This window comes from Kitasatospora sp. NPDC088783, from assembly GCF_044750705.1.
In the GTDB taxonomy this organism is placed as follows: domain Bacteria; phylum Actinomycetota; class Actinomycetes; order Streptomycetales; family Streptomycetaceae; genus Kitasatospora; species Kitasatospora fiedleri.
Genome location: NZ_JBIVKJ010000002.1, coordinates 821645 through 848089 on the forward strand (window position 1 = coordinate 821645; position 26445 = coordinate 848089).

The window sequence follows — 26445 nt, forward strand, 5'->3', positions numbered from 1 at the left end:
CACAGGTCCGACCACGGGTCCGACAGAACAGGGTGAGTGACATGAGCATGGAAAATGCGTCCGCGACGCTGCGCACGGTGATCGGACTGGACGACGCGCTGCCGCGCCTCGCCGATTCGGTGTTGGTCCTGATCGACTACCAGAACACCTACCGGGAGGGCGTGATGGCGCTGGAGGGCGCCGAACCCGCCCTCGCCGCCGGGGCGCGCCTGCTGGTGGCGGCCCGGGAGGCCGGCGCGCCGGTGGTGCACGTGGTCAACGACGGCGGGCCGGGCACGCCGTACGACATCCGGGCCGAGATCGGGGCGATCAGCGCGCCGGTCGCCCCGGCGGAGGGCGAGCGGGTGGTGGTCAAGACCTTCCCGGACTCCTTCCACGGGACCGAACTGGCCGAGGTGCTCCAGGAGTTGGACGGGTACGGGCCGCGCCGCGACCTGGTGCTGGCCGGCTTCATGACGCACATGTGCGTGGCCTTCACCGCGCAGGGCGCCTTCCGCGGCGGGTGGCGGCCGACGGTGGTCGCCGAGGCGTGCGCGACCCGGTCCCTGCCGGGGCCGGACGGGCGGGTGGTACCGGCGGCCCAACTGCACGCCGCCGCGCTGGCCACCGTCGGAGACCTGTACGGGACGGTGGCCGCGACGGTCGCCGATCTCGTGGGGTGAAGCCCGGGACGGCCGTGGGCCTCGCGGGGGCGGGCCCGCGGCCGGCGCCGGCTTCGCGCGGTGAGGCCCGGGGCGGTCGCCGGTCTCACGGCGTGAGGGCCAACCGGATGGCGCCGTAGCGGCGTTGGGCGTAGGCCGCCGCGGTGGTGGCCGCGCCCAGGGTCAGCCAGCCCAGGGGGCCGGTGGCCAGGACCGCGCCGGTGAGCAGGAGCGGGCCCGCGGCCTTCTCGGTGGAGTGGGCCATGCCCGCCACCCCCAGGTACTCGGGGCGGGCCCGTTCCGGGGCCAGGGCCACCGACAGCTCCCAGGAGACCACCGAGCGGATCAGTTCGGCCAGCGTCACCAGCACCGCCGCGAGCAGCAGCAGGGCCGAGGCGGGCAGCGGTCCCGTCCGGTGGGCCAGGGCGGCGGCGGCGCAGCAGCCCAGGACGGCGAACCCGTACAGCGGGACCACCCGGACCGCCTGGCGAGCCGTGCTGACCAGGGCGGAGACCCGGAGTTGGGCCAGCACCACGACCACGGTGTTGATCGCCAGGAAGGCCGGGACCAGCGCGTGCGGGGCGCGGGTGGAGTGGATCAGCCAGAGCGGCAGGCCCACGTTGAGGATCGCGTCGTCGATGGTGAGCATCGCGTCCAGGGCGACGAAGCGCAGGTACCCGGCGTCCCGCCAGGGGTTGGGCCGGGGAGCCGGGGCGGCGGCCCCGCCCACCGTCGCCGTCGGACCGTCCGTGGCGGCGGCCGTGGCGGCGGTCGCGGCGGCCCGGCCCGGCTCCCGGAGGGTGGCCACCAGGGCGGCGGCGACCAGGAAGGAGGCCACGTCGGCGATCACCAGCACCCGGTACGCGGCCGGGGTGCCCACCGCCAGGCCGAGCGCGGCCAGGCCGGCACCCGCCGCGTACCCGGCGTTCATCGAGGTGCGCGACAGCGCCCGGTAGGCCGAGCGGCGCTCGCCCGCGACCTCGGTGGCGTACAGCATCTCCATCGCGCGGGCCGCCCGGTCGCCGAGCGTGGCCAGCGCCACCACCAGCAGCAGCGGGGTGAACGCGGCGCAGAACAGCACCGCCATCAGCGCCGCCGCCCGCAGCAGGTGGCAGCCGATCAGCACCCGCCGCACCCCCCAGGAGGCGGCCAGCCGTCCGGCCAGCGGCGTCCCCGCGATGCCCGCCACCGAGGAGACGCCCAGCAGCAGCCCGACCTGCGCGGCCGTCAGCCGCCCGACCTCGGTGAAGTACAGCACGCAGGCCGCCGCCCAGACGCCGGTGCCGGTGCGGTCGACGAACAGCGTCAGCAGCATCGCCCGCCCGTCCCGTCCGCCCGGTGGCCGCCGCAACTGCTCCAGCAGCCCGTCGCCGCGCGTCCGCTCGCCCATGGTGCTCCCCGTCCGGTGTGAGGGTGGTCCGTCCGTACGGAGAGCACTCTGCCCGAGAAGTCTCTTGATATCAAGAGACTTGATGTCGAGAGGTAGTGTCGATGAGGGGGCGGAGCCGGCGCCGCCGACGGGTACGCTCGGCCCATGGTTGATCATGTACGCGCGCAACACCCCGTCGGCGTCGGCCCGGTGACGGCGGAGGACCTCGCCGAGGGCGTCCGGCTGGTCGTCGCCCTGCTGAGCGGGCCGGACGCGGCGGCGGCCGACTGGGACCGGCCCGCCGGAACGCTGGAGTGGAGCTGCTGGGAGACCGCGGAGCACCTGGCGGACGACCTGTTCGCCTACGCCGCCCAGCTCGGGCCGCAGTCGCCCCCCGCGGACGGGTTCGTGCCGTTCGCCTACCGGCAGGAGGCGCCGGGCAAGCCCACCAGCGTGGTCTTCGCCCAGCGGGCGGCCGGGCCGCGGGGCCTGGTCCAGGTGCTGGAGGCGTGCGGGGCGCTGCTGGTGGCGATGGTCCGCACGGCCCGCCCGCAGGACCGCGCCTTCCACGGCTTCGGGACGGCGGACGCGGAGGGCAGCGCCGCCATGGGGCTGGTCGAACTCTTCGTCCACGCCGAGGACTTGGCGCTCGGTCTGGGCCTGGACTGGACGGCGCCCGCCGGGATCAGCGCCCGGGTGCTGGCCCGGCTCTTCCCGGCGGCCCCGACCGGCACCGACCCCTGGCCGACCCTGCTGTGGGCCACCGGCCGGGGCGACCTGCCGGGCCGCGAACGGCCCACCGGGTGGCGCTGGTACAGCGCCCCGCGCGACTGAACCGCCCCGCGCGACTGACCGCCCCGCGCCCGCGCGACTGGGCCCGCACGACTGGGCCCGCGCCGCTAAGCCCGTTCCGCGCCGCTGGGCCCGCATCGCTGGGCCCGCGCCGCCGCTCCCGGCCGGGTCAGAGCAGCGGCTGGATGTCCCCGGTGGTGACGGTGGGGCCGGTGCCGCGGGTGGTCAGGTCGTTCGGCGGGATGCCCGGGTGGTGGCGGGAGTCGCCGGGGGTGGCGGGGGTGGGGTCGGCGAGCGAGATGCGGGAGACGATGCGGTAGCGGTCGCCGCGGTAGAGCGAGTGGGTGTACTCGACGGGGCGGCCGGTGGCGTCGCTGGTGAGCCGCTCGAAGCGCAGGGCGGGGGAGAGGGCGGGGATGGTCAGCAGGCGGGCCTCGCGGTCGTTGACCACGGTGGGCTCGATGGCCTGGACGGCCTCGTGGACGTGGGCGCCGCGGGCGGCCAGGAGCTGGTAGAGGTCGCCGTGCTCCAGCTCGGCGGGGGCCAGGTCGGGCAGCAGGTCGGCCGGGATGTGCAGGTGCTCGATGGCCATCGGCTCGCCGTCGACCAGCCGGAGCAGCACGAGGTGCAGGATCGGCGCGGCGGGGGACAGCCGCAGCTTGCGGCCGATCGCCGCACCGGCCGGCAGCGGGGTGAACTCCAGCACCTGACTGGTCCAACTGCCGGACGCCCTCGGCACGTTGAAGGACGGGTCGCCGCCGACGGACGGGGTCAGCTCCTGGACGATCTTGGCGGGGGCGACGAACGTGCCGCGCCCGTGCTCGCGCACCAGCAGGCCCGCGGCCACCAGTTCGTCCACCCCGGCGCGCAGCGTCGGGCGGGAGACGCCGAGCTGGGCGCAGAGCGCCCGCTCGGAGGGGACCGGGTCGCCCGGGGTCAGTGACTCGACCAGTTCGCGCAGGTACTCCCGGACCTGATCGCGTTTCAATCCCGCCCCGCCGGACGAATCCGTCGCCATCGTGCCATCCCTTCGCTCCGAACTGGTCAGACCATACCAGACCAGTTCGCGGACCTTACCAGTGCTCGCCCCGCCCTCGGAACCCCCGAACTGGAAGGTTCCTTTGCAGGTGGGAGGCCGGTCGGGGCGGGTGCGGGGGGCCTTGACGGGCTGCACCGGCTGTGCCACCTTCTCTTACCACCGACCGGACCAGTTCACTCTACTGGTAAAAAGTCGGTCTCCTTGGAACCACCCCCACACGCATCCCCAGTCACCTTGAGGCGGCACCCACCGTGAGATCCACCGCACTTCCGACCGTCCTGCGCTCCGCGATCGCCCTGCTGCTCGGTGCGGCCACCCTGACCGCCTGTTCCTCCGGCTCCGGTTCGGGCTCCCAGGAATCGGCCGGACCGGCCGAGCTGACGGTCTGGATCATGAAGGACAGCGTCACCGACACCTTCCTGAAGGACTTCAAGGCCGACTTCGAGTCCTCGCACCCCGGCACCACCCTGAAGGTGCAGATCCAGGAGTGGGACGGCATCGGCCAGAAGGTCACCAGTGCGCTGGCCAGCAACGACGCCCCGGACGTGATCGAGGTCGGCAACACCCAGGTCGCCCAGTACGCGGCCAGCGGCGGCGTGCACGACCTCAGCGACAGGACCGCCGAGCTCAACGGCTCCGACTGGATCCCCGGCCTCGCCGACCCGGGCAAGATCGACGGCAAGCAGTACGGCATCCCGTGGTACGCCGCCAACCGCGTGGTCATCTACAACAAGGACCTGTTCCAGCAGGCCGGCATCACCACCCCGCCCAAGACCCGCGAGGAGTGGATCGCCGACACCCAGAAGCTCAACACCGGCGGCAACGAGGGCATCTACCTGACCGGCCAGACCTGGTACGTGCTGGCCGGCTTCCTCTGGGACGAGGGCGGCGACCTCGCCGCCAAGGGCTCCGACGGCAAGTGGAAGGGCGCCCTGGACACCCCGCAGGCCAAGGCCGCGATCGGCTTCTACCAGCAGCTCCAGGCGCTCGGCAAGGGCCCCAAGGACGCCGACGAGGCCAAGCCGCCGCAGGCCGAGGTGTTCGCCCAGGGCCACACCGCGCAGTTGATCTCCACCCCCGGTGGCGCCAACGCGATCATCAAGGCCAACCCCGCGCTCAAGGACAAGCTCGGCTTCTTCCCGATCCCCGGCAAGAGCGCCGACAAGCCCGGCGCGGTGTTCACCGGCGGCTCCGACCTGATCGTCCCGGAGTCCTCCCACCACCAGCAGGCCGCCTACGAGGTGGTCAAGGCGCTGGCCGGCGACAAGTGGCAGACCGAGATCGCCAAGCAGATGAACTACGTCCCCAACCGGACCACCCTGGCCTCCGTGCTCAGCGGGAACGAGGGCGCCGCCGCGATGGCCGCCGGCGCGGTCAGCGGCCACGCCACCCCCAACTCGCCCGAGTGGGCCGCCGTCGAGGCCGACAACCCGATCAAGCAGTACATGACCCAGGTCCTCACCGGCGCCGACCCGGCCGCCGCGGGCAAGACCGCCAGCGAGGCCATCACCAAGGCGCTCAGCGGCAAGTGACCCGGCCGGGCCCCCACGCCCCCGCCGGCCCCCCGGGTCCGCACCACCGTCGAACAGGAGTACACCCCGCCGTGCCCACCAACGCGTCACCGCCGCTCCGCACCAGGATCCGGCCCTACCTGCTCATCGCCCCGACCCTGGTGGGCGCGGCGTACCTACTGCTCTACCCCATCGCCCGGAACCTGGTGATCTCCTTCCAGCACTTCCGGCTGGCCCAACTGATCCGCGGCGGAGCCCCGTTCGTCGGGTTCGACAACTACACCGAGCTGCTCTCCGACTCCAAGTTCTGGACCGTCACCCTCCGCACCCTCGGCTGGACCGCGCTCAACACCGCGCTGATCACCGGCCTCGGCACGCTCGTCGCGCTGATGCTGGTCCGGCTCGGCCGGCGGATGCGGCTGGCCGTGATGAGCGCCCTGGTGCTGGTCTGGGCCACCCCGGTGATCGCCGCCACCACCGTGTTCCAGTGGCTCTTCCAGTCCCGTTTCGGAGTGGTCAACTGGGCACTTGACCAGTTGGGGCTGCACGGCTACCGCGACTACGCCTGGTTCGCCCACTCCGGTGCCACCTTCACCGTCCTGGTGCTGCTGGTGGTCTGGCAGTCCGTCCCGTTCGCCGCGCTCACCCTGTACGGCGGACTCACCACCATCCCCGCCGAGCTCTACGAATCCGCCCGGATCGACGGCGCGAGCGCCTGGCAGACCTTCCGCCTGGTCACCGTCCCCGTGCTGCGGCCGCTGTTCGCCCTGGTCACCTCGCTGGAGGTGATCTGGACCTTCAAGTGCTTCGCCCAGATATGGGTGGTCAGCCAGGGCGGTCCCAACGGCGCCACCACCACCCTGCCCGTCTACGCCTTCCAGATCGCCCAGAACCTGCACAAGTACGACCTCGGCTCCGCGGCCTCCACGCTCACCGTGCTGATCCTGCTCGCCGCGCTCGTCACCACCCTCCGGCGGATGCACCGCCAGGAAGGAGCCGAGGCGTGAAGCTCCTCGCCCCCCGCCGACTGCGCCGGCTGCCGCTCAACCTCGCCGCGCTCGCCGTCCTCGCCACCGCCGCCTTCCCGGTCTACTGGATGGTGGTCACCGCCTTCAAGCCCACCGCCGAGATCCAGGCCGCCACCCCCGCCTTCCTCCCGCTGCACCCCACCCTCGAGCACTTCTCCACCGCGATCCACGCTCCCGGCTTCGGCGGCTACTGGCGCAACAGCCTGTACGTCACCCTCAGCGCCGTCCTGCTCTCCCTGATCGTCGCCCTGCTCGCCGCGTACGCCGTCGGCCGACTGCGCTGGAGCGGCCGCCGGGCGTTCCTGCTGCTGGTGTTCACCGCGCAGATGGCGCCCTGGGAGGCGCTGCTGATCCCGATGTACGTGATCGCCCGCGACACCGACATGCTCGACAGCCTCAGCATGCTCACCCTGGTCTACTTCATGACCACCCTGCCCTTCACCATCGTCACCCTGCGCGGCTTCCTCGCCGCCGTCCCCGCCGAGCTGGAGGAGGCCGCCCAGGTCGACGGCTGCACCCGGCCGCAGGCCTTCCGGCGGATCACCCTCCCGCTGCTCGCCCCCGGCCTCCTGTCCACCTCGCTGTTCGGGTTCATCACCGCCTGGAACGAGTTCGCCTTCGCCAACACCCTGATCATCAAGAACCAGGACGCCCGCACCCTCCCGGTCTGGCTCTCCTCCTTCGCCAACGTCTTCGGCACCGACTGGGGCGCCACCATGGCCGCCGCGAGCCTGTTCATGCTCCCCGTCCTGATCGTCTTCCTCTTCCTGCAGAACAAGGTCACCACCGGCATGACCGCCGGCGCGGTCAAGGGCTGACCCCCACCGCCCCCGCCCGCCGGGCTCCGGCCCCTGCCCGCACCGTCCGCAGAGCCCGCCAGCCTCCCTACCCCCGGAAGAAGACCACCCCGTGATCCTGCCGACCCCGGTCGAACTCGTCCCCGCCGCCGGACGGTTCACCCTGACCGAACGGACCACCGTGCGCGCCGACGGCGAAGCCGCCGCCGCCGCCGACCTGCTGCGCACCCTGCTGCGCCCCGCGACCGGCCTGCCGCTGGCCCCCGGGGCGGAAGGCACCGTCGCGCTCGTCCTCGCCCCCGACGACCGGGAGCTGGGGGAGGAGGGCTACCGGCTGACGGTGGACCCGTTCCAGGTGACGCTGCTCGCGGCCCGGCCCGCCGGCCTGCGGCACGCGGTGCAGACGCTGCGCCAACTGCTGCCGCCCGAGGCGCTCTCGGCGCAGCCGGTGGCCGGCGTCGAGTGGAGCCTGCCCGCCGTCCGGATCACCGACCGGCCCCGGCACGCCTGGCGGGGGTTCATGATCGACACCGCCCGGCACTTCCAGCCCCTCGACCGGCTGCTCACCGCCGTCGACCGGATCGCCCTGCACAAGCTCAACGTCCTGCACCTGCACCTGACCGACGACCAGGGCTGGCGGCTGCCCGTCGACGCCTACCCCCGGCTCACCGAGATCGGCGCCCGCCGCGAGCGCAGCATGGTCGGCCACGCCGGCTCCACCAGGTACGACGCGCTCCCGCACCAGGGCTCGTACACCAAGGCCGAACTGCGGCACCTGGTGGCGTACGCCGCCGAACGCGGCGTCACCGTCGTCCCCGAGATCGACATGCCCGGCCACACCCGGGCCGCCCTCGCCGCCTACCCGCACCTGGGCAACCACCCCGAGCGGCAGCTCGACGTGTGGACCGAGTGGGGCGTGTGCGAGACCGTGCTCGGCGTGCACGACGAGGCGCTCGCCTTCTGCCGCGCCGTATTGGACGAGGCCACGGAGCTGTTCCCCTCCCGCTACGTCCACCTCGGCGGGGACGAGTGCCCCACCGTCGAGTGGGAGACCAGCCCCGCCGCCCGCCGCCGGGCCGCCGAACTCGGCCTCGCCGCCCCCGCCCACCTGCGCGGCTGGTTCCTCGGCGAGGTCGGCCGGCACCTGCTGGCCGCCGGCCGCGTCCCGATCTGCTGGGCCGAGACGGACGGCGCCACCCTGCCGGTCGAGTTCACCGTGATGCCCTGGCGGGACGCCGAGCACGGCCGGGACGCCGCCCGCCGCGGCCACGACATCGTGATGGCCCCGCACCGCGCCACCTACCTCGACTACCCGCAGTCCGACCGCCCCGACGAACCGCTCGGCCAAGCCGAGTACGTCGTCGACCTGCCCACCGCGCACGCCCACCAGGCCGCCCCCGCGCACTGGGACGAGGCCGAACGGGCCCGGGTGCTCGGCACCCAGGCCCAGCTGTGGAGCGAGTTCGTCACCACCGCCGAGCACTTCGACTACCTCGCCTACCCCCGGCTGTGCGCCATCGCCGACCGGGCCTGGAACCCCGACAGCGACTACACCCGGGACTTCCTGCCCGCCCTCGCCGCGCACCGCCCCCGCCTGGCCGCCCTCGGCATCCACCACGCCGAACGCGAACTGCTCACCACCTGAGCGCGCCCAGGACGCGTGACCCGGGCGCGCGCCCCGCCGCGCGCGCCCCCACAGACCCGGCCGCCGACCCACCGTCAGCAGCCGCCCGCAGCACGCGGACCACCTCCGCGGCCGCACCCCGCACGTGCACCGCCGGAACGTCCACCGCCCCGCCGCACCGCGGGGCACCCTCCCCCCACGGAAGGAACCACCGTGTCCGCACGTCCCCGCACGACCAGCCGGCGCGCCCGGCTCGCCACGGCCGCCGCGATCGCCGCGGCCGGCCTGGCCGCCACCGCGCTGACCGTCGCCCCGGCGTCCGCCGCCGACAAGTTCAGCGTGCAGTACCGCACCAGCGCCTCCGGCGCGACCGCCGACCAGACCGAGCCCTGGCTCCAGGTCACCAACACCGGCAGCAGCACCGTCGCGCTCAACCGGATCACCCTGCGCTACTACTTCAAGTCCGACGGCCCGTCGGTCAGCTACCGCTTCGCCTGCTCCTGGGCGGTCAAGGGCTGCGGCAACATCACCGGCACCTTCGGCACCCTGGCCAACCCCACCGCCACCGCCGACCGCTACCTGGAGATCGGCTTCACCGCCGGCGCCGGCTCGCTCGCCCCCGGCCAGTCCACCGGCGACATGCAGCTGCGCTTCTACCGCTCCGACTGGCAGACCCTCACCCAGTCCGACGACTACTCCTTCAGCGGCACCCAGACCAGCTACGTCGACTGGCAGAAGGTCACCCTCCAGGAGGACGGCGCGCTGATCTGGGGCACCGCCCCCGCGGGCAACAACCCCTCCCCGTCGCCGAGCTCCTCCCCCTCGCCGTCGCCGTCCGGCTCCACCTCCACCCCGCCGGTCGACCCGAACGCGCCCGTCCTGTTCGACGACTTCTCCTACAACACCAGCGCCGACGCGGCCGTCCAGCAGCACGGCTGGACCGTCAAGTCCGGCCAGGGCGGCCCCGGCGTCTCCGGCGCCACCTGGTCCCCGGCCGACGTCACCTTCCCCACCGTCGGCGGCAGCAAGGTGCTCAACCTGCGCCTGACCACCGACGGCACGGCCTCCGGCACCAAGGAGACCGAGATCCAGACCACCGCGCGCAAGTTCAAGAACGGCACCTACGCGGCCCGGGTCAAGTTCGCCGACGCCCCCAACAGCGGCCCCGACGGCGACCACATCAACCAGACCTTCTTCGCCTTCACCCCGCTCAACGCCCCGATGGACCCCAACTACAGCGAGCAGGACTTCGAGTACCTGCCCAACGGCGGCTGGGGCGAGCAGAGCAACATCATGTACGAGACCACCTGGGAGACCTACAACCCGGACCCGTGGAACGCCGTCAACACCCACGGCGAGCAGCGCCAGTCCTTCGACGGCTGGCACCTGCTGCAGTTCACCATCGACAACAGCAACGTCACCTACTACATCGACGGCCAGGTCGTCGCCACCCACGGCGAGCCCTACCTGCCCGAGACCCCGCAGTTCATCGACTTCAACCACTGGCTGATCGACCTCGCGGGCCAGTACTCCACCACCCCGCGCTCGTACGACCAGCAGGTCGACTACGTGTACTTCGTCAAGGACCAGGTGCTCAGCCCCGCCCAGGTCGCCACGAACGTCGCCGCGCTCCGCACGGCCGGCACCGCGTTCAAGGACACCGTCCCCGGCAGCTGACCCCGCCCGCACCAGGCGCCCCGCCCCCGCCACGCCGCTCGGCAGGGGGCGGGGCGCCCGCGCGCGCCGGAACGCCCGGGGCGGCCCGCCGCCGGGGCCGTCGCGGTCACGCCCGGGTGGTCAGCACCCCGGCGGCGCGCAGCCGGAGCTCCTCCAGCAGCTGGGCCTGCCGGTCGGCCCGCTCGGCGAGTTCGTCGAGCCGGGACCGGTCGACGCGGGAGTCGGCGCCGAACCGGTCGGCCAGCACGGCCCAGAGCTGGCGCTTGCCCAGGACGCCCAGCCGGAGGGCCTCCAGCTCGACCAGGTCGGTCAGCGGGGAGCGGCGCAGCACGGCGCCGTTCGGTTTGACCAGGCCCGCCAGTTCGCCGGCGCGTCCCAGCCAGGCGTACGGGCGGCGTTCGCGGACGCCGAGTTCCCGCATCACCCGGCGCAGCGACGCCGTGTCGCAGGCGATGTCCGCGGCCAACTGCCGCAGCGCCTCCCCCCGGTCCGGGCCGGGGTGGGCGTCGGCGATCCGGCGGGCCCGCCGGGTGCCGGCCTCGGCGCCGGCCAGGTGGTTGTTCAGGTAGATGGTGAGCATGCGGTGGCTGCTCGGTACCTCGGCCATGGGCGTTGTCCGTCTCTCGCGTCCTGTCGTGCCGAGCGGTTGCCCAGGGAGCCCGCGCGGAATCCTCCGACCCGGACGGAAGGGACGGAAGGGAAGCAAGGGACGGGAGCAGCCGGGAGGGACGGGAGCGGACGGGGCGCGCGGCCGGTTCTCGGCCGTCCTTCCCTCCCGTCCCCGCCGGGGCGCCGTCCGCGCGGACCGCTCTGCGAGGATGGGACGGTCGGTGACGGCGCGGACACGGTGAGGGGCGGCCCATGGCGCGGATCGTGGTGGTCGGGGGCGGGATCGCCGGAACGGCGGCCGCACTGGCCCTGCACAAGGCCGGTCACCAGCCGGTCGTCCACGAGGCGCACCCCGACAGCGACGGGGACATCGGCGCGTTCATGACCCTGGCCAGCAACGGCATGCGCGCCCTGGCCGGGTTCGACGCCGCCCGGGCGGTGGCCGGCACCGGGTTCGACGTCACCCGGATGAGCGTCCTGGACGCGACCGGAACGGAACTGGCGTCCGTACCGCTCGGCGAGCACGACCGGCCGCTCACCCGCTACCGCTGCCTGCGCCGGGCCGCACTCGCCGCCGTCCTGCGGGCCGAGGCCCGCCGGCGCGGGATCGTGCTGCGGCACGCCGCCCGGCTCACCGGCGTCACCGAGACCGACCGGGCCGTCACCGCCCGGTTCGCCGACGGCAGCGCGGACACCGGAGACCTGCTGGTCGGTGCCGACGGCCTGCACTCCACGGTGCGGGCCTGGCTCGACCCGGACGGCCCCGGCCCCGCGTACGCCGGACAGCGCGTCTTCTACGGCTACAGCGACACCGCGCCGCGCCCCGCCGCCGCACCCGGCCTGATCACCATGGTCCGCGGCAGCGCCGCCGCCTTCGGCCACCTCGTCCCGCCCGCCGGCCGCACCCACTGGTTCGCCCGCGTCCCCGGCCCGCCGCTCGGCCCGCAGGAGCGCGACCGCACCACGCCCGCCCAGTGGCGCGCCCGGCTGGAGGAGCTGCTGCGCCCCGACCGCACCCCCTGCGCGGACATCGTGGCGGCCACGGGCGACGACCTCATGGTCACCGACGCCCTCCACCTGCCGCCCGGAGGCCGCTGGCGCAGCCGCCGCGCGGTGCTGATCGGCGACGCCGCGCACGCCGCCTCCCCGGCCACCGGACAGGGCGCCTCGATGGCGCTGGAGGACGCCCTCGTCCTGGCCAAGGCACTCCGGGACACCCCCACCACCGAGGCCGCGCTCGCCCGCTACGAACACCACCGCCGCCCCCGCGCCGAACAGAACACGGCAGCCAGCGCCCGCCTGACCGCCGCCCGCCCCTCCGAGGACACCCGCCCGCCCGGCGACACCCGCCGCCCGACGGACAGCCGCCCCGACGAGGCGCTGCTGCGCCTGCTCGACTGGGACACCCCGCTGCGCTGAGGGCTCCGGACCCGGACGGTCCCGGACGGTCCCGGACGCCCCCGGCCGGCGGCGACGACCGGCCGCCTCACGCACGCGCCCGCCCTTCGAGCGCAGTTGCGACCCCCTTCACCCGATCGGACACGTCCCCCCGTACACGGACTGGTGGGGATGCCGCCGGGCGGGTGAAGACACCGCGGCCGACGATCTTGTTGTTGCTAGCGTCGGACGACGTGACCCACACCCCCTCTCTCGCCGATGCCCCGATCGACCGGCCCCGGCAGGCGGTTTCGCCTGCCGAATCGTTCCGTCCCGTCCTGCTCGACCCGGCCTCGGCCGACCACGCCGCCGAACTGAAGAAGCTGCTGGACTCGCCCGCACTGCGCGAGGTCCACGACCGCGTCGACGAGCAGCTGGTCGAGCTCGTGCGCTGTCTGAACCCCGGAGAACCGTTTCCTCCCGCAGCCCTGGAGCGCGCCGTCGACGAGGCCCGCGGCGGCCTCCTGCCGGACGAGTACGGGACCTGGGTCTGGTACCCGTGGTCGGGCCGCCTGGTCCGGGTCCTGCCCGAGGCCGAATTCCGGCTGGTGCGCACCGACCGCAACCGCGACAAGATCACCCGCGAGGAGCAGGGGCACCTGCTGGGCCGCCGCATCGGGGTCATCGGCCTGTCGGTGGGCTCCAGCGCGGCACTGACCTGTGCGATGGAGGGCGTCGGGGGCTCGTTCCGGCTGGCCGACTTCGACCGGCTGAGCCTGTCGAACCTCAACCGGCTGCGCGCCGGCGTCCACGAGATCGGCCTGGAGAAGACCGTCGTCTGCGCGCGGCGCCTGTACGAGCTCGACCCCTACCTCGACGTCTCCGTCCACCGGCGCGGAGTGAGCGAGGAGAGCATCGAGGAGTTCTTCGCCCCGTGCCGGGGCGAGGGCCGAGGAGTGGACCTGCTCGTCGAGGAGTGCGACACCCCCTGGGTCAAGACGGCGGCCCGCGAGCACGCCCGGAAACGACGGGTGCCCGTCCTCATGGACGCCAACGACCGCGGCCTGCTGGACGTCGAGCGCTTCGACCTGGAACCGGAGCGCCCGCTCTTCCACGGCCGCGCAGGCGCCGTGACGGCCGACGACGTGCGCGCGATGGACCCGGGCGAGCAGATGCGCTTCCTGCTGCGGGTCGTCGATCGGGAACAGCTGAGCCCGGCGATGACCGACGCACTGACCCGCATCGGCACCGACCTCTCCAGCTGGCCCCAGTTGGCCAGCGGCGTCATGCTCGGCGCCGCCCTCGTCACCGACACCGCCCGCCGCATCCTGCTCGGCCACCCCGTCCCCTCCGGCCGCTCCTACGTCGACCTCGAAGCCCTGATCCCCGCGGACCCGGCGGGCGCCCGGTGAACCGCGTACCCGACCTGCACGGCGAGCACCTGCGGCTGCGCGAACTCCGGGCGGGCGACCACCCGCGCTACGAGCGGATCATGACCAGCCGCGTGCTCACCCGCTACCTCGGCACCGACCGGATGGACGCCGCCCGGGCCCACGACGCCTTCGCCGCCGCCCTCGCCCAGCCCCTCGCCCGCCCCCGCCGCACGTACACCCTCGCCGTCTGCGCACCCGACGACGACACCATGCTCGGCACCGCCGGACTCCTGGTCGAGGACTACGGCAGCAACGCCATGCTGACCTCCGTCGTCCTGCTTCCCGGATCACCCGTCGTCGGCCACGCGCACGAGACCGGCCGGCTCCTCATGGCCTACGGCTTCGGCCCCCTGGGCCTGCACCGCATCTGGGCCGGACACCGCACCGACCACGACCACATGCCCCCCGTCATGCACGCCGCCGGACTGACCCGCGAAGCCACCCTGCGCCAACTCTTCCGCACCCGGGGCTGCTGGCACGACGTGACGACCTACGCCGCCCTCGCCCCCGACTGGAAACGCCAGGCCACCCCCGCCGAACTCGCCATCCTCGACATCCCCGCCCTCGCCGCCACGTGACGGACCGCGCCGCCGGACCCGCCCGGCCGCGCCGACCTCCGCCGGCCCCCTCACCCGTCGAGGTCTCCCGGCGGAGGACAGCGCGCCGCCGGTGCTGCCCGGCCGGATGGGGGCGCGCTCTTGTCCGGTCAGGATCACCGGTCGAACGGTCAAGACCGCCGGTCAGGGGAGATCCGCCCCCGGTTCCGACTCCGGGACGCCGAGGGCCCGCAGCAGGCGCTCCCGCTGGGCGGGGAAGGCCGGGTCCCGGCGGCGGTCCGGTCCGGCCGGGCCGGGCAGGGGCAGGTCGAGGCAGAAGCGGCCGTCGGCGAGGACCAGGACCCGGTCGGCGAGCAGCAGGGCCTCGTCCACGTCGTGGGTGACCAGCAGGACGGCCGGGCGGTGCCGGGCGCACAGGTCGTGCAGCAGGGCGTGCATCCGGATCCGGGTGAGGGCGTCCAGGGCGCCGAACGGCTCGTCCAGCAGCAGGAGTTCCGGTTCCCGCACCAGGGCCCGGGCGAGTGCCGCGCGCTGCGCCTCGCCGCCGGAGAGGGTGCCGGGCCAGGCCCGCTCCCGGCCGGCCAGGCCGACCTCGGCGAGTGCGGCCCGGCCGCGGGCGAGCGCGGCGGAGCGGGGCCCGGGCAGGCCGAGCACCACGTTCTCCAGCACCCGGCTCCAGGGCAGCAGCCGGGCGTCCTGGAAGACCACCGCGCTGGGCTCGGGCACCTCGACCAGGCCCTCGCCCCCGCCGTCGAGGCGGCCGGCGGCCCGCAGCAGGGTGGACTTGCCGGAGCCGGAGTGGCCCAGCAGGGCGGTGAACTCGCCCTTGGCGACGTCCAGGTCGACGCCGTCCAGGACGGTGCGGCCGTCGAAGGCGCGGCGCAGGCCGCGCAGCCGCACCCCGCCGCCGGCCGGAGTCGTGGCCGGAGCCGGCCCCGGGGGCGCAGCCGGAGCCGTGGCCGGGTCGGTCAGCCGAGTGTCGTGCGCCATCGCAGGGCCCGCCTCTCCAGGAGTCGTACCAGGGTGTCGGAGGCCAGGCCCAGCAGGCCGTAGACCACCAGGCCGACCACGATGACGTCGGTCTGGCCGAAGGTGCGGGCCTGTTCCATCAGGTAGCCGATGCCGCTGTCGGCGTTGATCTGCTCGCTGACCACCAGCACCAGCCAGGAGACGGTGACGGCCAGCCGCAGGCCGGTGAAGAAGCCGGGCGCGGCACCCGGCAGGGCGATCCGGCGCAGGAACTGGCGGCGGTTCAGGCCGACGGTGCGGGCGAGTTCGGCCCAGCGCAGGTCCAGGCCGGTGAGGGCGGCGTGGGTGTTGACGTAGATCGGGAAGAAGGTGCCGAGCGCCACCAGGATGACCTTCACCTCCTCGCCGATGCCGAACCACAGGATGGCCAGCGGGACGAGGGCGAGGATCGGCAGCGCCCGGAACAGCTGCGCCGTCCCGTCGATCAGCGCCTCGCCGAGCCGGGAGAGCCCGGCCAGCAGCGCCAGCAGCACGGCCGCGGCGCCGCCGAAGGCCAGCCCGAGGGCGGCGCGTTGGAGCGACACCCACAGGTGGTGGCCGAGCTGCCCGTCGCCGAGCAGCTCCCAGCCCTGCCGGGCGACCGCCCCGGGCGGGGCGAGGGTCTGCGGGTCCAGGACGCCGGTGGCGGAGCAGGTCTGCCAGAGGGCGAGCAGCAGCAGCGGGCCGAGCGCGCGGGAGAACGGGACCCGGCGGCGGCCGCCCGGGCCGGGCGGCCGGGCGGAGCGGCGCCGGGCGGCGGGCGCCCCGGTGGTGGTGGTCGTCATCGCTCAGCCCTTGGCCGCGGCGGCCTGGACGGCGTCGAAGCGGCGGTCGAAGGCGGCGGAGACGTCGAGCGCCCCGATCGCGCCCGACTCCGCCAGCACGTCGGTGATCCGCTGCAGCCGGGCGGCGGCGGTGGTGTAGTCGGGGATGGTGGCCGTCCCGTTGTTGGCGACCACGGCCCGGCCGACCTCGGCGGGCAGCTTCTGGGAGTCCACGTAGTAGGACTGCACCCAGGCGTCCTTGTGGGCGGTGATCCACAGCTCGGCGCGGGTGAAGCGGGCCGCCAGGTCGGCCAGGGCGGCGCTGCGGGCGCCGTCCGCGACGACGGCGCCCGGGGCGATGAGCAGTTGCAGGCCGCTGGTGAGCGCCTTGTCGTCGGCCAGCTCGTGGGCGCCCTTGTCCTGGTAGCCGGTGCCGTACTTGCTGACCAGCGGCTCGGTCAGGGTGCCCGCGTCGACCTGCCCGGCGGCCAGCGCGGCGGGGATCTCCGGCGGGTTGAGCTTGACCAGGGTGACGTCGGAGGGCTTCAGCCCGGCGTTCTTCAACGCGGTCAGGACGGCGGGCTGGAAGGTGGTGCCCTCGGTGTAGGCGATCTTCTTCCCCTTCAGGTCGGCCACCGTCCGGGCCGCGCTGCCGGGCGAGGTCCACAGGTGGACGGCGTCCGGGCTGTTCTGCACCACGCCGACCACCCGGGCGTCCTGGCCGTGCGCCTGGGCGAAGACCACCGGCGCGTCGGAGACGAAGCCGACGTCGGCGGCCCCGGCCCGGAACGCCTCCAGCACCGCCGGGCCGCCCTGGAAGGAGGACCAACTGACCTGGTACGGCAGGTCCTTGTCCTGCCCGGCGGCGGCCAGCGTGGTCTTCAGCAGGTCGTTCTGGTCGGCGATCCGCAGCGTGACGCCGGCCGGTACGGCGGTGGGCAGCGGCGCGGTGACGGCCCCGGCCGGGGCGGCCTTCCCCGCGCTCGGGGCGCAGCCGCCGAGGGCGGCGGCGACCAGCAGGGCGGCGCCGAGGGCGAGGACGGACGAGGCGGACGGAGCGGACGGAGCGGACGAGGCGGAAGGTGCGGACGGAGCGGACGGGGCGAGGGCGGACGGGCGGCGGTGCGTGGGCATGGCGAAGCTCCCGAACGGGCGGTGTGAGCAGGGGGTGAGGTGGCCTCAGCCTGGCCGCGCCGCTCGGCCGGTGTCAACGAAATCCTGTAAATATCTTTCGATTTCACCGCTGGAATTGCGGAAATGTTTCACCGTGTTGCGCCACGCTACGTGATGACCTGCGAACCTTCGGATCGGGGCGAAAGTTATTTACGACTTTCCCGGCGGCTGACTAGAGTCGGTCGCCGTGCGCTCCTGCTACCTCCTCGACCCCGGCTCGCCGCGGCTGCCCCGTCTGCTCGACCGGGCCGCCGCGGCCGGACTGGACACCGCCGTCACCAAGCTCGAAGCGGTCACCCCCGACCTGGCCGACCTGGTCCGCCGCCGCGGCCTGCGCCTGCACGGCAGCTTCGCCTGCTTCCGCGGCCCCGACGGCCCGCCCGCCGTCGACCAGGACGGCGGCCCCTGGCAGCCGATGGAGTGGTACACCGGCGTACGCCCCAACGACCCCGACTGGAACGCCCGCCTGGCCGAACGGCTCACCACCGCGCTGCGCACCGCCCCCGTCGACGGCCTGCTGCTGGACTTCCTGCGCTGGCCGCTGCACTGGGAGCTCGAACTGCGCCCCGGCGCCCGGCCCCGCTCCGCCTCCTACGACCCCGACACACTGCGGCAGTTCACCGCGCGCACCGGCCTGCGCCCGCCCGGCCCCGGCGCCGCCGCGGCCCGCTGGATCGCCGCGCACCACGCCGACGCCTGGACGGAGTTCCGCACCGCCGCCGTCACCGGCGCCGCCCGCCTGCTCGCCGCCGCCGCCCGCACCGCCCGCCCCGGCCTGCCCGTCGGCGCCTTCCTGGTCCCCGCCGCCGACGAGACCGAACGCCGCGCCCAGGTCGGCCAGGACGCCCGCGAACTCGCCCGGGTGCTCGACCTGCTGCTCCCGATGGCCTACCACGCCATCCTGCACCGCGACCCGCGCTGGCCCGCCCGGCTGCTGCGCGGCCCGGCCCTCCCCGTCCCGCTGGTGCCCGTCGTGCAGACCACCGCCGACGCCGCCGCCGCCCTCGGCCGCCCCGCCGACTGGGGGCCGCCGATCGACACCGCCGACTTCACGGCCCTGCTCGACCACACCCTGGCCGCCGGATCGGGCAGCATCTGCCTGTTCCCCGGCGAGGGCCTCGGGCCCGACCGCTGGAACGTCCTCACCGACCGGCTGGCCCGCACCCGCCCGCCGCACCACCCCCAGGAAGGACCGACCCGTGCCCGATGACCTGCTCGCCCGGATCCGCCACCACCGCGACCTGCTCCCCAAGGCCGAACGGGGCATCGCCGACCTGGTCCTCGCCGACCCCGGCACCGCCGCCACCCGCACCATCACCGAACTCGCCCGCGCCGCCGGCACCTCCGAGACCACCGTGCACCGCTTCTGCCGCAGCCTCGACCTGCGCGGCTACGCCCAACTGCGGCTCGGCCTGGCCGCCGAGGCCGAACGGCTGCGCGCCGACACCCGCCCCGACCTCGGCCTCGGCACCGACCTCGGCCCCGACGACACCCCCGAGCAGCTGGTCCGCAAGGTCGGCTGGGCCAACGCCCGGGCCGCCGAGGAGACCGCCGCCGCCCTCGACCTGGCCGTCCTCGCCGCCCTCGGCGACCACGTCCGCGGCGCCCGCCGCATCCTGGTGGTCGGCGTCGGCTCCAGCGCACTGGCCGCCCTCGACGCCACCCAGAAACTCCAACGCCTCGGCTACGCCGCCGTGTTCGCCAGCGACGTGCACGCCGCACTGATGACCGCCGCCCTGCTGGAACCCGGCGACCTCGCCCTCGGCATCAGCCACTCCGGCCGGGCCCGCGAGGTGGTCGAGGTGCTGGAGGAGGCCCGCCTCGCCCGGGCCGCCACCGCCGCCGTCACCAGCAACCCGCGCTCGCCCGCCGCCCAGGCCGCCGACCTGGTGCTGCTCACCGCCGCCCGGGAGACCGCCTTCCGCAGCGGCGGCACCGCCTCCCGCACCGCCCAACTCACCGTCGTGGACGCCCTCTACGTCACCCTCGCCCAGCACGACCACGCCCGGATGCTGGACGGCCTGGAACGCGCCCACGACGCCGTCCGCCGCCACAGCCTGCGCCGCGCCCGCTGACCTCGCCCACCTTCCCCCGTACGTACGGAGACCGCCGATGACCAGCCCCCGCCCGACCGGAACCCCCCGCCCGGCCGCCGCGCCGCACCGCGTCCTGACCCTGCTGCTGGCCGTCGCCGCCGCCCTGCTGCCGCTCGCCCCGGACCCGGCGCACGCCGCCCCCGCCCCCGCCCCCGCCGCCTTCACGCTGTACGACGACACCGCCTACGCCGGCGTCGACATCGGCCACGGCGCCGTCCCCGCCAACCTGGTGCCCAACCGGGTCTGCACCCCGCTGGTGGCCGGCGGCGCGCTGCCCGCCGAGGCGACCTGGAAGTCCCTGGTCGCCCAGTACGACACCCACCCCGACGCGCCGCTGGTGCTCGACTGCGAGAGCCTCTACCTCACCGGGGACGCCGCGACCGCCGCCGACCACCTCAACCGGCTGGCCACCCTCCAGACCTGGGCCCGCCAGGTCGCGCCGACCCAACTCATCGGCTGGTACGGCCTGCTGGGCAACACCGCCACCGCCCACCAGGGCCTGTACCGGCAGCTGATCGCCCAGGACCGCAACACCGCCTTCTTCCCCTCCGCCTACACCTACGCCACCGGCTACGACAGCTGGCTGACCACCCTGAAGGGCAACCTGGCCGCCGCCGCGCAGATCGACCCGGCGGTCCCGGTGCTGCCCTACGTCTGGCCGCAGTACCACGACGGCACCGGCGCGCTCTCGCTCACCTGGGTGCCCGCCGCCCAGTTCGCCTTCCAGCTCGCCACCCTGCACGACCTCGGCCTGCCCGGCGCGGTGATCTGGGGCGGCTCCAACCCCGCCGTCTGCGACACCGCCTGCCAGAGCGGCGCCGGCAGCCAGGGCTGGCTGCCCGCCACCCGGGCGTTCCTCGACTGGTCCGCCGGGCCCGAGGGCACGGCCGCCGACCTCGCCCTCGGCCGCCCGGTCACCGTCTCCAGCAGCTACAGCTCCACCCTGACCGGCCCCAACGCGGTCGACGGCAGCCCGTACACCCGCTGGGCCAGCGCCTACGCCGACCCGCAGAGCCTCACCGTCGACCTCGGCGCCGTCCGCACCGTCGAGGGCGTCCGGCTGGTGTGGAACACCGGCTACGGCAGCGCCTACCGCGTCCAGCTCTCCACCGACGGCAGCGCCTGGACGACCGTGCGCACCGTGACCGGCGGCACCGGCGGCGTCGAGTACCTCACCGGCCTGCACGGCACCGGCCGCTACCTGCGGCTCGACCTCACCACCCGGGGCACCGCCTACGCCTACTCGCTGTGGAGCCTCGATGCCCACGCCGTCTGAGACCACGTCGTCCGAGCCCGCGCCGCCTGAGGCCACCCCGTCCGGCACCCGCTGTCCACTCCCCCCGACCGAGCACCGGCACCCGCTGAGCACCGGGCTCGACACCCTCGACACCCCCGCCCTGCTGGAACTGATCAACGACCAGGACGCCACCGTCGCCGCCGCCGTCCGCGCCGCCCTGCCCCGGCTCGCCGACCTGGTCGACGCCGCCGTCCGGGCCCTGGACCGCGGCGGGCGGGTGCACTACTACGGGGCGGGCGCCGGCGGCCGGATCGCCCTCGGCGACGCGCTGGAACTCGGCCCCACCTACGGGGTCGGCCCGGAGACCCTGGTCGCCCACCTGGCCGGCGGCCCGACCGCCGCCGGCCGGGCCGCCGAACCCGCCGAGGACACCGGCCCCGACCCGGCCGACCCCAACCGCCCCGGGGCCGACGACCTGGTCATCGGCGTCACCGCGAGCGGCCGCACCCCGTACGTCCTGCGCGCCCTCGCCGCCGCCCGCGCCACCGGGGCCGCCACCGCGCTGCTCACCGCCGACCCCGACGCGCCGGGCGCCGCCCACGCCGACCTGCTCGTCGTGCTGGCCACCGGCCCCGAGGTGGTCACCGGCTCCACCCGGATGAAAGCGGGCACCGCCCAGAAACTCGCCCTCAACGCCTTCTCCACCGCGCTGATGGTCCGCACCGGGCGGACCTGGTCGAACCTGATGGTGGCCGCCTCCGCCCGCAACGGGAAGCTCCGCGAACGGGCCGTCCGCACCCTGACCACCTCCTGCCGGGTCACCGCCGAGGAGGCCGCCGCCTGCCTCGACACCTGCGCGGGGGAGACCGCCACCGCCCTGGTCGCGCTCACCACCGGCGCCACCCCCGCCCGGGCCCGCGCCGCCCTCGCCGCCCACCGGGGCCGCCCCTTCGCCGCCGTCCGCGCCCTCACCACCGGCGCCCTGATCGAGGGTGACCCCGCTGCCGCGGCCGCCCGGGCCGGGGCCGGCGGATGACGCTCCGCCTCGGGATCGACGCGGGCGGCAGCCACACCCGCGCCGTCCTCACCGACCGGACCGGCACCGTCCTCGGCCGCGGCACCGCACCCGGCGCCAACGCCGCCGGCACCGACCCCGCCACCGTCACCGCCCGGCTGGCCGCCGCCACCGCCGCCGCCCTCGGCGACCGGGCACCCGGCCGGATCACCGACTGCACGATCGGACTGGCCGGCTACCGGGCGCTGCCCGACCCCGCGGCCCTCGCCGCCCGCTGCCGTGCGGCCCTCCGCCTGGACGTGCCCGTCCGGCTGGTCCCCGACACCGTGCCCGCGCTGGCCTCCGGCGGCGTCACCGACGGCACCGGCACCGTCCTGATCGCCGGCACCGGCGCGATCTGCGTCCGGCTCGACGCCGGACGCACCGTCGAACAGCACGGCGGACTCGGCTGGCTGCTCGGCGACGAGGGCGGCGGCTTCTGGCTCGGCCGCCAGGCCCTCCGGCACGCCCACGCGCACCCCCGCAGCGCCCTGGGCGCCCTGGTCCGCGCGCACTGCGCCGACGACCCGCTCCGCTGGGCCTACGACGGACCGCCCCGCCGCCTCGCCGAACTCGCCGCCCCCGTCTGCCGGCTGGCCGCCACCGGCGACCCCGACGCCCGCGCCCTCACCGACACGGCCGCGGACCACCTCGCCGCCCTGGCCCGCGCCACCGCCCGCCCCGGCGAGCCCCTGGTGCTCACCGGCTCGGTCGCCACCTCCCCGGGCCCCGTCCGCACCCGGCTGCGCCACCTGCTCGCCGACCTCGCCCCCCGCCTCCCCACCACCGACGCGGCCACCGCGGCGGCCGCCCTCCGCCCGCCGGGCACGCCACGGCGCCCCGGGCACGGAGAGCGGTGACCCCCGGCCCCGCCGCTCCCGCCACCGGTCCGGAGCCAGGGGCGGCTGACGTCGATGGCGACCTCGTGGGTGGCGGCCACGCTGCTGCCCCGGTCGCCGAGGACGTCCTTCGTCCCGCCCCGGCCGTGCGGTTCGGCGGCGGTCCGCGGAGGGGCGGCCGTCGCGGGGCGGGAGGCGTCAGTCGACCGCGCCGTTGACGGTCGCCTTCGCGATCGCGATGTCCGGGACGTGGTACGCCTGGAGGATCTTCTGGTAGGAGCCGTCGTCCATCAGGGACTGCAGCGCGCCCTGGATCGCCTCCTTCAGGCCGGGCACGGACTTCGCCACGCCGATGCCGATCGGCGAGGCGCTGACCGGGCCGACGGCCGCGGTGCCGGCCACGGTGTCGAAGACGGTGCCGCCGTCCGCGGTGTCGGCCACGTACGCGGCGGTCACCTCGTCCAGGAAGTCGGCGCTCACCTTCCCCGAGCGCAGGGCGAGCTGGGCCTCGGAGTCCTTCCCGAAGGCCAGCACGGTGATGGCGGGCAGGCCCTGCTGTCGGCACAGCTCCTGGCGCTGCTCCAGGAGCTTCTGGTGGTTGGTGCCGGACTGGACGGAGACGCTCTTGCCGCAGACGTCGGTGACGGCCGCGATGTGCTCGGGGTTGCCCTTCCTCACCAGCCAGCCGGGCCCGGCGTTGACGTAGTCGACGAAGTCGACGGCCTGCTGGCGCTCCTTCTTGTCGGTCATCGCCGACATCACCGCGTCGAACTTGCCGGCCTGGACCGCCGGCAGCAGGCCGTCGAACTTCTGCGCGGTGAACTCGAAGCGGACGCCGAGCCGGGCGCCGACGGCCTGCCCGAGGTCGTAGTCGATGCCGGTCATCTCCTGGCTGCCCTCGGAGACGTACATCTCGAACGGCGGGTAGGGGACGTCGGTGGCGACCTGGACCTTCCCGGCCTTCCTGACCGCGTCGGGCAGCGCCCCGGCCAGCTTCGCGTCGGCGCTGATCGTGACGCCCTTGACCGTGACGGCGGCCGTCGTCGTGGGGGCCGGTGCCGGAGCGGAGCTCGAACAGGCGGTCAGCGCCAGCGCGCAGACGGTCGCCGCGGCGGCGGCCGGGAGCACCCGGCGGGTCGGGGAGAGGGGCATGGCGGACGTTCCTCCGGGATCGGGCGGCGGGAAGGCGGACGGGCGGCGGGAAGACGGGCGGACGGGCGGGCGGCGCCTGGGTGCGCCGCCCGCCCGGTGCGGTGGGGGTCAGTAGTGGGGGTCAGTAGACGTACAGGTGGGTGGTCAGGTTGACGAAGGAGATCGCGCTGCCGCTCTTCCACGCCTTGTAGCCGGTGCCCTTGGTGAGGTCGGCCTCGAAGGTCGGGCCGCTCTCGTAGCTGATGCCGTACTGGGTGGTGCTGCGGCCGGCGCCGACCAGTTCCTTGGCCATCTTGACCATCTGGTAGGCGTGGTCGGTGGGGGAGTCGGGCGAGGAGAAGACGTCGCTCCAGCGGCTGCCGACCGTCCCGCTGGTGGGGGCGTAGGCGGGCTTGGCGGAGGTGGCGGTCCAGGTGGCGGGGTTGTAGGTGTCGCCGCTGGTCAGGTAGCTCCACTTGACGCCGTCGACCGACCAGTAGCCGCTGTGGGTGCCGACGGTGTCGCCGCGCAGGTCGAGGACCGAGACGCCGTTGGTGCCGACCACGGCGTCGGACTCGTTCGCGGTACCGGGGTTGGTGACGACCAGGGCGGTGTCCTCGTCGATGCCGAAGGCGCGGGTGTGGCCGGTGGCGGCGGCGAGGCGGACGATGCGGCCCTCGCGGCCGCGGGCGGCGAAGTGGGTGTCGATCAGGCCGGAGGTGAAGAGGTTGAAGCCGCCCTCGGGCCGGTAGGTGAGGTCGTCGGGGTGGCTGTCGCTGATCGTGGTGTACGGGCCGTAGCGCAGGGCGTCCCAGCTCTCGCCGCCGGTGACCATGTCGCGGCCGTTGGCGATGGCGGTGCCGGCGCTGGTGCCCATGATCGCCGCGCCGGCGGCGAACTTGGCGCGGATCGCGGCCAGCGCGGGGGAGTCGCTGTTGTCGCTCTTCATCAGGGTGGTGACCAGGCGGCTCTGGTCGCCGCCGCCGAAGAAGAAGCCGGTCATCGAGTTGATCTGGTTGATGACGCTCTGGCTGGCGTTGTTGGAGATGTGGTCCAGGTCGATCGGGATCCACTGGGCGTCGGCCGCACCGTAGCTGTTCTTCAGCAGGCCGGTGTAGTAGGCGCCGTTGCAGACGGAGTTGGAGCAGGTGGCCGGGTCGTCGGCGTCCGGGTCGTCGGCGGGGACGACGGAGGCGGCGGTGATCACGCCGATCCGCGCCGCGGAGCCGCCGGACTTGGCGACGAAGGTGCCGTAGACGGCGCTGTTGGTGTCGGCGATGGCGCCGCCGCCCAGGATCAGGGCGCCGGGGCCGGTGGCGGCGTGCGCCGCGCCGACCGGCGCGAGGGCGCCGAGCGCCGCGGTGAGGGCGGCGGCGACGGCGAGGGCGGAGGTGCGGCGAGCGGTGGAGGGCACTGGCTGCTCCGTGGGGGAGGGCCCGGGCGCGGTGGGGCTCCGGGCGGAGGGGCCCGGGCGTCGGATGCGCACGGGCAGGTGCTCGGACGACGGGGGGTGGGGGCCCGGCGAGCGATGAAACGGAACATACAGAAGCTCGACGGAGACGGATAGATGTAATGACCGGTTCGCCGGAGGTTTTACACGGACGTGCCATTGTGGTCTGGTCCACCGCCCACAAGGTCGCCGTTACCCATTCGTATCCGCCATTACATCTAGCGCCACAACTGGCTGATCTGTAACGTCTGCGGGGCCTGCTTCGGCACCCCTGAAAGGTCCCCCATGCCTCGCTCCGCCCTGCGCAGAACCGCCCTGCCCGCCGTCCTGCTCGCCGCGGCCCTCGCCGCCACCGCGTGCGGCTCCACCGCCCCGGCCGCCGTCGGCGCCTCCGCCACGGCCCCCGTGACCGTCGCGGGCGTCAGCATCACCCCGGACCGGGCCCTGCACGACGCGCTGCCCGACGCGGTCAGGAAGTCCGGCAAGGTCCGGGTCGCCACCGACGTCCCCTACCCGCCGTTCGAGATGTACGTCTCCGAGGGCAGCCAGGAGATGACCGGACTCGACTACGACCTCGGGCAGGCCGTCGGCGCCAAGCTCGGCGTCCGCTTCGAGTTCACCGCGCAGAAGTTCGACGGCATCGTCCCCGCTCTCCAGGCCGGCAAGTACGACGCCGCGATCAGCGCCATCACCGACAACAAGGAGCGCGAGCAGGTCGTCGACTTCGTCGACTACTCGGTCTCCGGCAGCGGCATCCTGGTCGCCAAGGGCAACCCGCAGAAGATCGCCACCCTCGACGACCTGTGCGGCCACCCCGTCGCCGTGCAGACCGCCACCAACCAGCAGAAGCTGCTGGAGAAGCACCAGGACAGGTGCCGCGAGCTGGGCAAGGGCGCCGTCGACGTGCAGACCTTCCCCAAGGACTCCGACGCCCAACTCGCGCTGCGCTCCGGCAAGGTGGTCGCCGACGTGCTCACCAAGCCCGCCGCCGGCTGGACCGCCAAGACCGCCGACGGCGGCGCCGCCTTCGAGCTCGCCGACGACCCGGCCGCGCTCGGCGGCTACAACGCCTCCCCGAACGGCATCGCCGTCGCCAAGAACCTGCCGCAGCTGACCGACGCCGTGCAGAAGGCACTCCAGTCCCTGATCGACGACGGCTCGCTCGCCAGGATCTACGACAAGTACGGCGTCGCCTCGATCGCCGTGCAGCAGGCCACCAAGAACAGCGCGGTGGACTGA

At 74.6% G+C, this 26445-nt stretch carries 24 protein-coding genes; 16 read left to right on the forward strand and 8 right to left on the reverse strand.

Annotation, left to right across the window (positions count from 1 at the left end; genetic code table 11):
- Positions 1 to 41 precede the first annotated feature (41 nt).
- Positions 42 to 662, forward strand: a complete 621-nt coding sequence (locus ACIP60_RS08000) for a cysteine hydrolase family protein (RefSeq protein ID WP_400681261.1) — start codon at positions 42 to 44, stop codon at positions 660 to 662.
- Between the two features lie 85 nt (positions 663 to 747).
- On the opposite strand, the gene ACIP60_RS08005 is transcribed toward ACIP60_RS08000, so the two are convergent.
- A complete protein-coding gene (locus ACIP60_RS08005; protein ID WP_400681264.1) occupies positions 748 to 2031 on the reverse strand; it encodes an MFS transporter in 1284 nt (427 codons plus the stop codon).
- Positions 2032 to 2175: 144 nt separating this feature from the next.
- Between ACIP60_RS08005 and ACIP60_RS08010 the strand changes: the two genes are divergently transcribed.
- Entirely contained in the window at positions 2176 to 2844 is a 669-nt protein-coding gene (locus ACIP60_RS08010; protein WP_400681266.1) for a hypothetical protein, read from the forward strand.
- A 127-nt stretch (positions 2845 to 2971) separates the two neighbouring features.
- Here ACIP60_RS08010 and ACIP60_RS08015 read toward each other — a convergent pair whose 3' ends face one another.
- A complete protein-coding gene (locus ACIP60_RS08015) occupies positions 2972 to 3820 on the reverse strand; it encodes a GntR family transcriptional regulator (protein ID WP_100834439.1) in 849 nt (282 codons plus the stop codon).
- Between the two features lie 272 nt (positions 3821 to 4092).
- Between ACIP60_RS08015 and ACIP60_RS08020 the strand changes: the two genes are divergently transcribed.
- From ACIP60_RS08020 to ACIP60_RS08040, 5 genes are all read left to right on the forward strand, one after another.
- Complete coding sequence (locus tag ACIP60_RS08020; protein ID WP_400681268.1) at positions 4093 to 5373, forward strand: extracellular solute-binding protein; 1281 nt, start codon at positions 4093 to 4095, stop codon at positions 5371 to 5373.
- 71 nt (positions 5374 to 5444) lie between these two features.
- Positions 5445 to 6359, forward strand: coding sequence for a carbohydrate ABC transporter permease (locus ACIP60_RS08025; protein ID WP_400681269.1), 915 nt, complete (start codon positions 5445 to 5447; stop codon positions 6357 to 6359).
- Positions 6356 to 7198 (forward strand): carbohydrate ABC transporter permease, encoded by an 843-nt coding sequence (locus ACIP60_RS08030; RefSeq protein WP_400681270.1) that lies wholly within the window; start codon positions 6356 to 6358, stop codon positions 7196 to 7198. The genes ACIP60_RS08025 and ACIP60_RS08030 overlap by 4 nt, the downstream gene beginning before the upstream one ends.
- Positions 7199 to 7289: 91 nt before the next feature.
- The gene (locus ACIP60_RS08035; RefSeq protein WP_400681271.1) at positions 7290 to 8822 is read left to right on the forward strand and encodes a beta-N-acetylhexosaminidase; all 1533 of its coding nucleotides are present in this window, start codon (positions 7290 to 7292) and stop codon (positions 8820 to 8822) included.
- 192 nt (positions 8823 to 9014) lie between these two features.
- Positions 9015 to 10478: a cellulose binding domain-containing protein gene (locus ACIP60_RS08040; RefSeq protein ID WP_400681274.1), complete on the forward strand. Its 1464-nt coding sequence runs from the start codon at positions 9015 to 9017 to the stop codon at positions 10476 to 10478.
- Between the two features lie 106 nt (positions 10479 to 10584).
- Here ACIP60_RS08040 and ACIP60_RS08045 read toward each other — a convergent pair whose 3' ends face one another.
- On the reverse strand, positions 10585 to 11085 hold the full coding sequence (locus ACIP60_RS08045) for a hypothetical protein (RefSeq protein WP_400681275.1): 501 nt from the start codon (positions 11083 to 11085) through the stop codon (positions 10585 to 10587).
- Between the two features lie 254 nt (positions 11086 to 11339).
- Between ACIP60_RS08045 and ACIP60_RS08050 the strand changes: the two genes are divergently transcribed.
- The 3 genes from ACIP60_RS08050 (at position 11340) to ACIP60_RS08060 (ending at position 14475) form a co-directional block, all read left to right on the forward strand.
- A complete protein-coding gene (locus tag ACIP60_RS08050; protein WP_400681278.1) occupies positions 11340 to 12506 on the forward strand; it encodes an FAD-dependent monooxygenase in 1167 nt (388 codons plus the stop codon).
- Positions 12507 to 12718: 212 nt separating this feature from the next.
- Positions 12719 to 13876, forward strand: a complete 1158-nt coding sequence (locus ACIP60_RS08055) for a ThiF family adenylyltransferase (RefSeq protein WP_400681281.1) — start codon at positions 12719 to 12721, stop codon at positions 13874 to 13876.
- Positions 13873 to 14475, forward strand: a complete 603-nt coding sequence (locus ACIP60_RS08060; protein ID WP_400681284.1) for a GNAT family N-acetyltransferase — start codon at positions 13873 to 13875, stop codon at positions 14473 to 14475. Before ACIP60_RS08055 ends, ACIP60_RS08060 begins: the two co-directional genes overlap by 4 nt.
- A 162-nt stretch (positions 14476 to 14637) precedes the next feature.
- Here ACIP60_RS08060 and ACIP60_RS08065 read toward each other — a convergent pair whose 3' ends face one another.
- The 3 genes from ACIP60_RS08065 to ACIP60_RS08075 are packed head-to-tail and all read right to left on the reverse strand — an operon-like array spanning position 14638 to position 17360.
- Complete coding sequence (locus ACIP60_RS08065) at positions 14638 to 15444, reverse strand: ABC transporter ATP-binding protein (RefSeq protein ID WP_400681287.1); 807 nt, start codon at positions 15442 to 15444, stop codon at positions 14638 to 14640.
- A complete protein-coding gene (locus tag ACIP60_RS08070; protein WP_400681290.1) occupies positions 15423 to 16247 on the reverse strand; it encodes an ABC transporter permease in 825 nt (274 codons plus the stop codon). The genes ACIP60_RS08065 and ACIP60_RS08070 overlap by 22 nt, the downstream gene beginning before the upstream one ends.
- 3 nt (positions 16248 to 16250) lie before the next feature.
- Complete coding sequence (locus tag ACIP60_RS08075; RefSeq protein WP_400681291.1) at positions 16251 to 17360, reverse strand: ABC transporter substrate-binding protein; 1110 nt, start codon at positions 17358 to 17360, stop codon at positions 16251 to 16253.
- Between the two features lie 226 nt (positions 17361 to 17586).
- On the opposite strand from ACIP60_RS08075, the gene ACIP60_RS08080 reads away from it, so the two are divergent.
- Genes ACIP60_RS08080 through ACIP60_RS08100 form a run of 5 tightly spaced genes read left to right on the forward strand, consistent with a single transcriptional unit; the run spans position 17587 to position 22646 of the window.
- Positions 17587 to 18609 (forward strand): hypothetical protein, encoded by a 1023-nt coding sequence (locus ACIP60_RS08080; protein ID WP_400681293.1) that lies wholly within the window; start codon positions 17587 to 17589, stop codon positions 18607 to 18609.
- The gene (locus tag ACIP60_RS08085; RefSeq protein ID WP_400681295.1) at positions 18599 to 19474 is read left to right on the forward strand and encodes a MurR/RpiR family transcriptional regulator; all 876 of its coding nucleotides are present in this window, start codon (positions 18599 to 18601) and stop codon (positions 19472 to 19474) included. Before ACIP60_RS08080 ends, ACIP60_RS08085 begins: the two co-directional genes overlap by 11 nt.
- A gap of 37 nt (positions 19475 to 19511) precedes the next feature.
- Positions 19512 to 20771, forward strand: a complete 1260-nt coding sequence (locus tag ACIP60_RS08090) for a discoidin domain-containing protein (RefSeq protein ID WP_400681298.1) — start codon at positions 19512 to 19514, stop codon at positions 20769 to 20771.
- The gene (locus tag ACIP60_RS08095; RefSeq protein WP_400681301.1) at positions 20755 to 21768 is read left to right on the forward strand and encodes an N-acetylmuramic acid 6-phosphate etherase; all 1014 of its coding nucleotides are present in this window, start codon (positions 20755 to 20757) and stop codon (positions 21766 to 21768) included. Before ACIP60_RS08090 ends, ACIP60_RS08095 begins: the two co-directional genes overlap by 17 nt.
- A complete protein-coding gene (locus tag ACIP60_RS08100) occupies positions 21765 to 22646 on the forward strand; it encodes an N-acetylglucosamine kinase (RefSeq protein ID WP_400681303.1) in 882 nt (293 codons plus the stop codon). Before ACIP60_RS08095 ends, ACIP60_RS08100 begins: the two co-directional genes overlap by 4 nt.
- Before the next feature lie 177 nt (positions 22647 to 22823).
- Here the strand turns inward: ACIP60_RS08100 and ACIP60_RS08105 are convergent, their stop codons facing one another.
- Both ACIP60_RS08105 and ACIP60_RS08110 read right to left on the reverse strand, forming a co-directional pair.
- Positions 22824 to 23777: an ABC transporter substrate-binding protein gene (locus tag ACIP60_RS08105; RefSeq protein WP_400681305.1), complete on the reverse strand. Its 954-nt coding sequence runs from the start codon at positions 23775 to 23777 to the stop codon at positions 22824 to 22826.
- Between the two features lie 121 nt (positions 23778 to 23898).
- Entirely contained in the window at positions 23899 to 25170 is a 1272-nt protein-coding gene (locus tag ACIP60_RS08110) for a cyanophycinase (protein ID WP_400681308.1), read from the reverse strand.
- 321 nt (positions 25171 to 25491) lie between these two features.
- Here ACIP60_RS08110 and ACIP60_RS08115 point away from each other — a divergent pair, with 321 nt between their 5' ends.
- Entirely contained in the window at positions 25492 to 26445 is a 954-nt protein-coding gene (locus ACIP60_RS08115) for an ABC transporter substrate-binding protein (protein ID WP_400681310.1), read from the forward strand.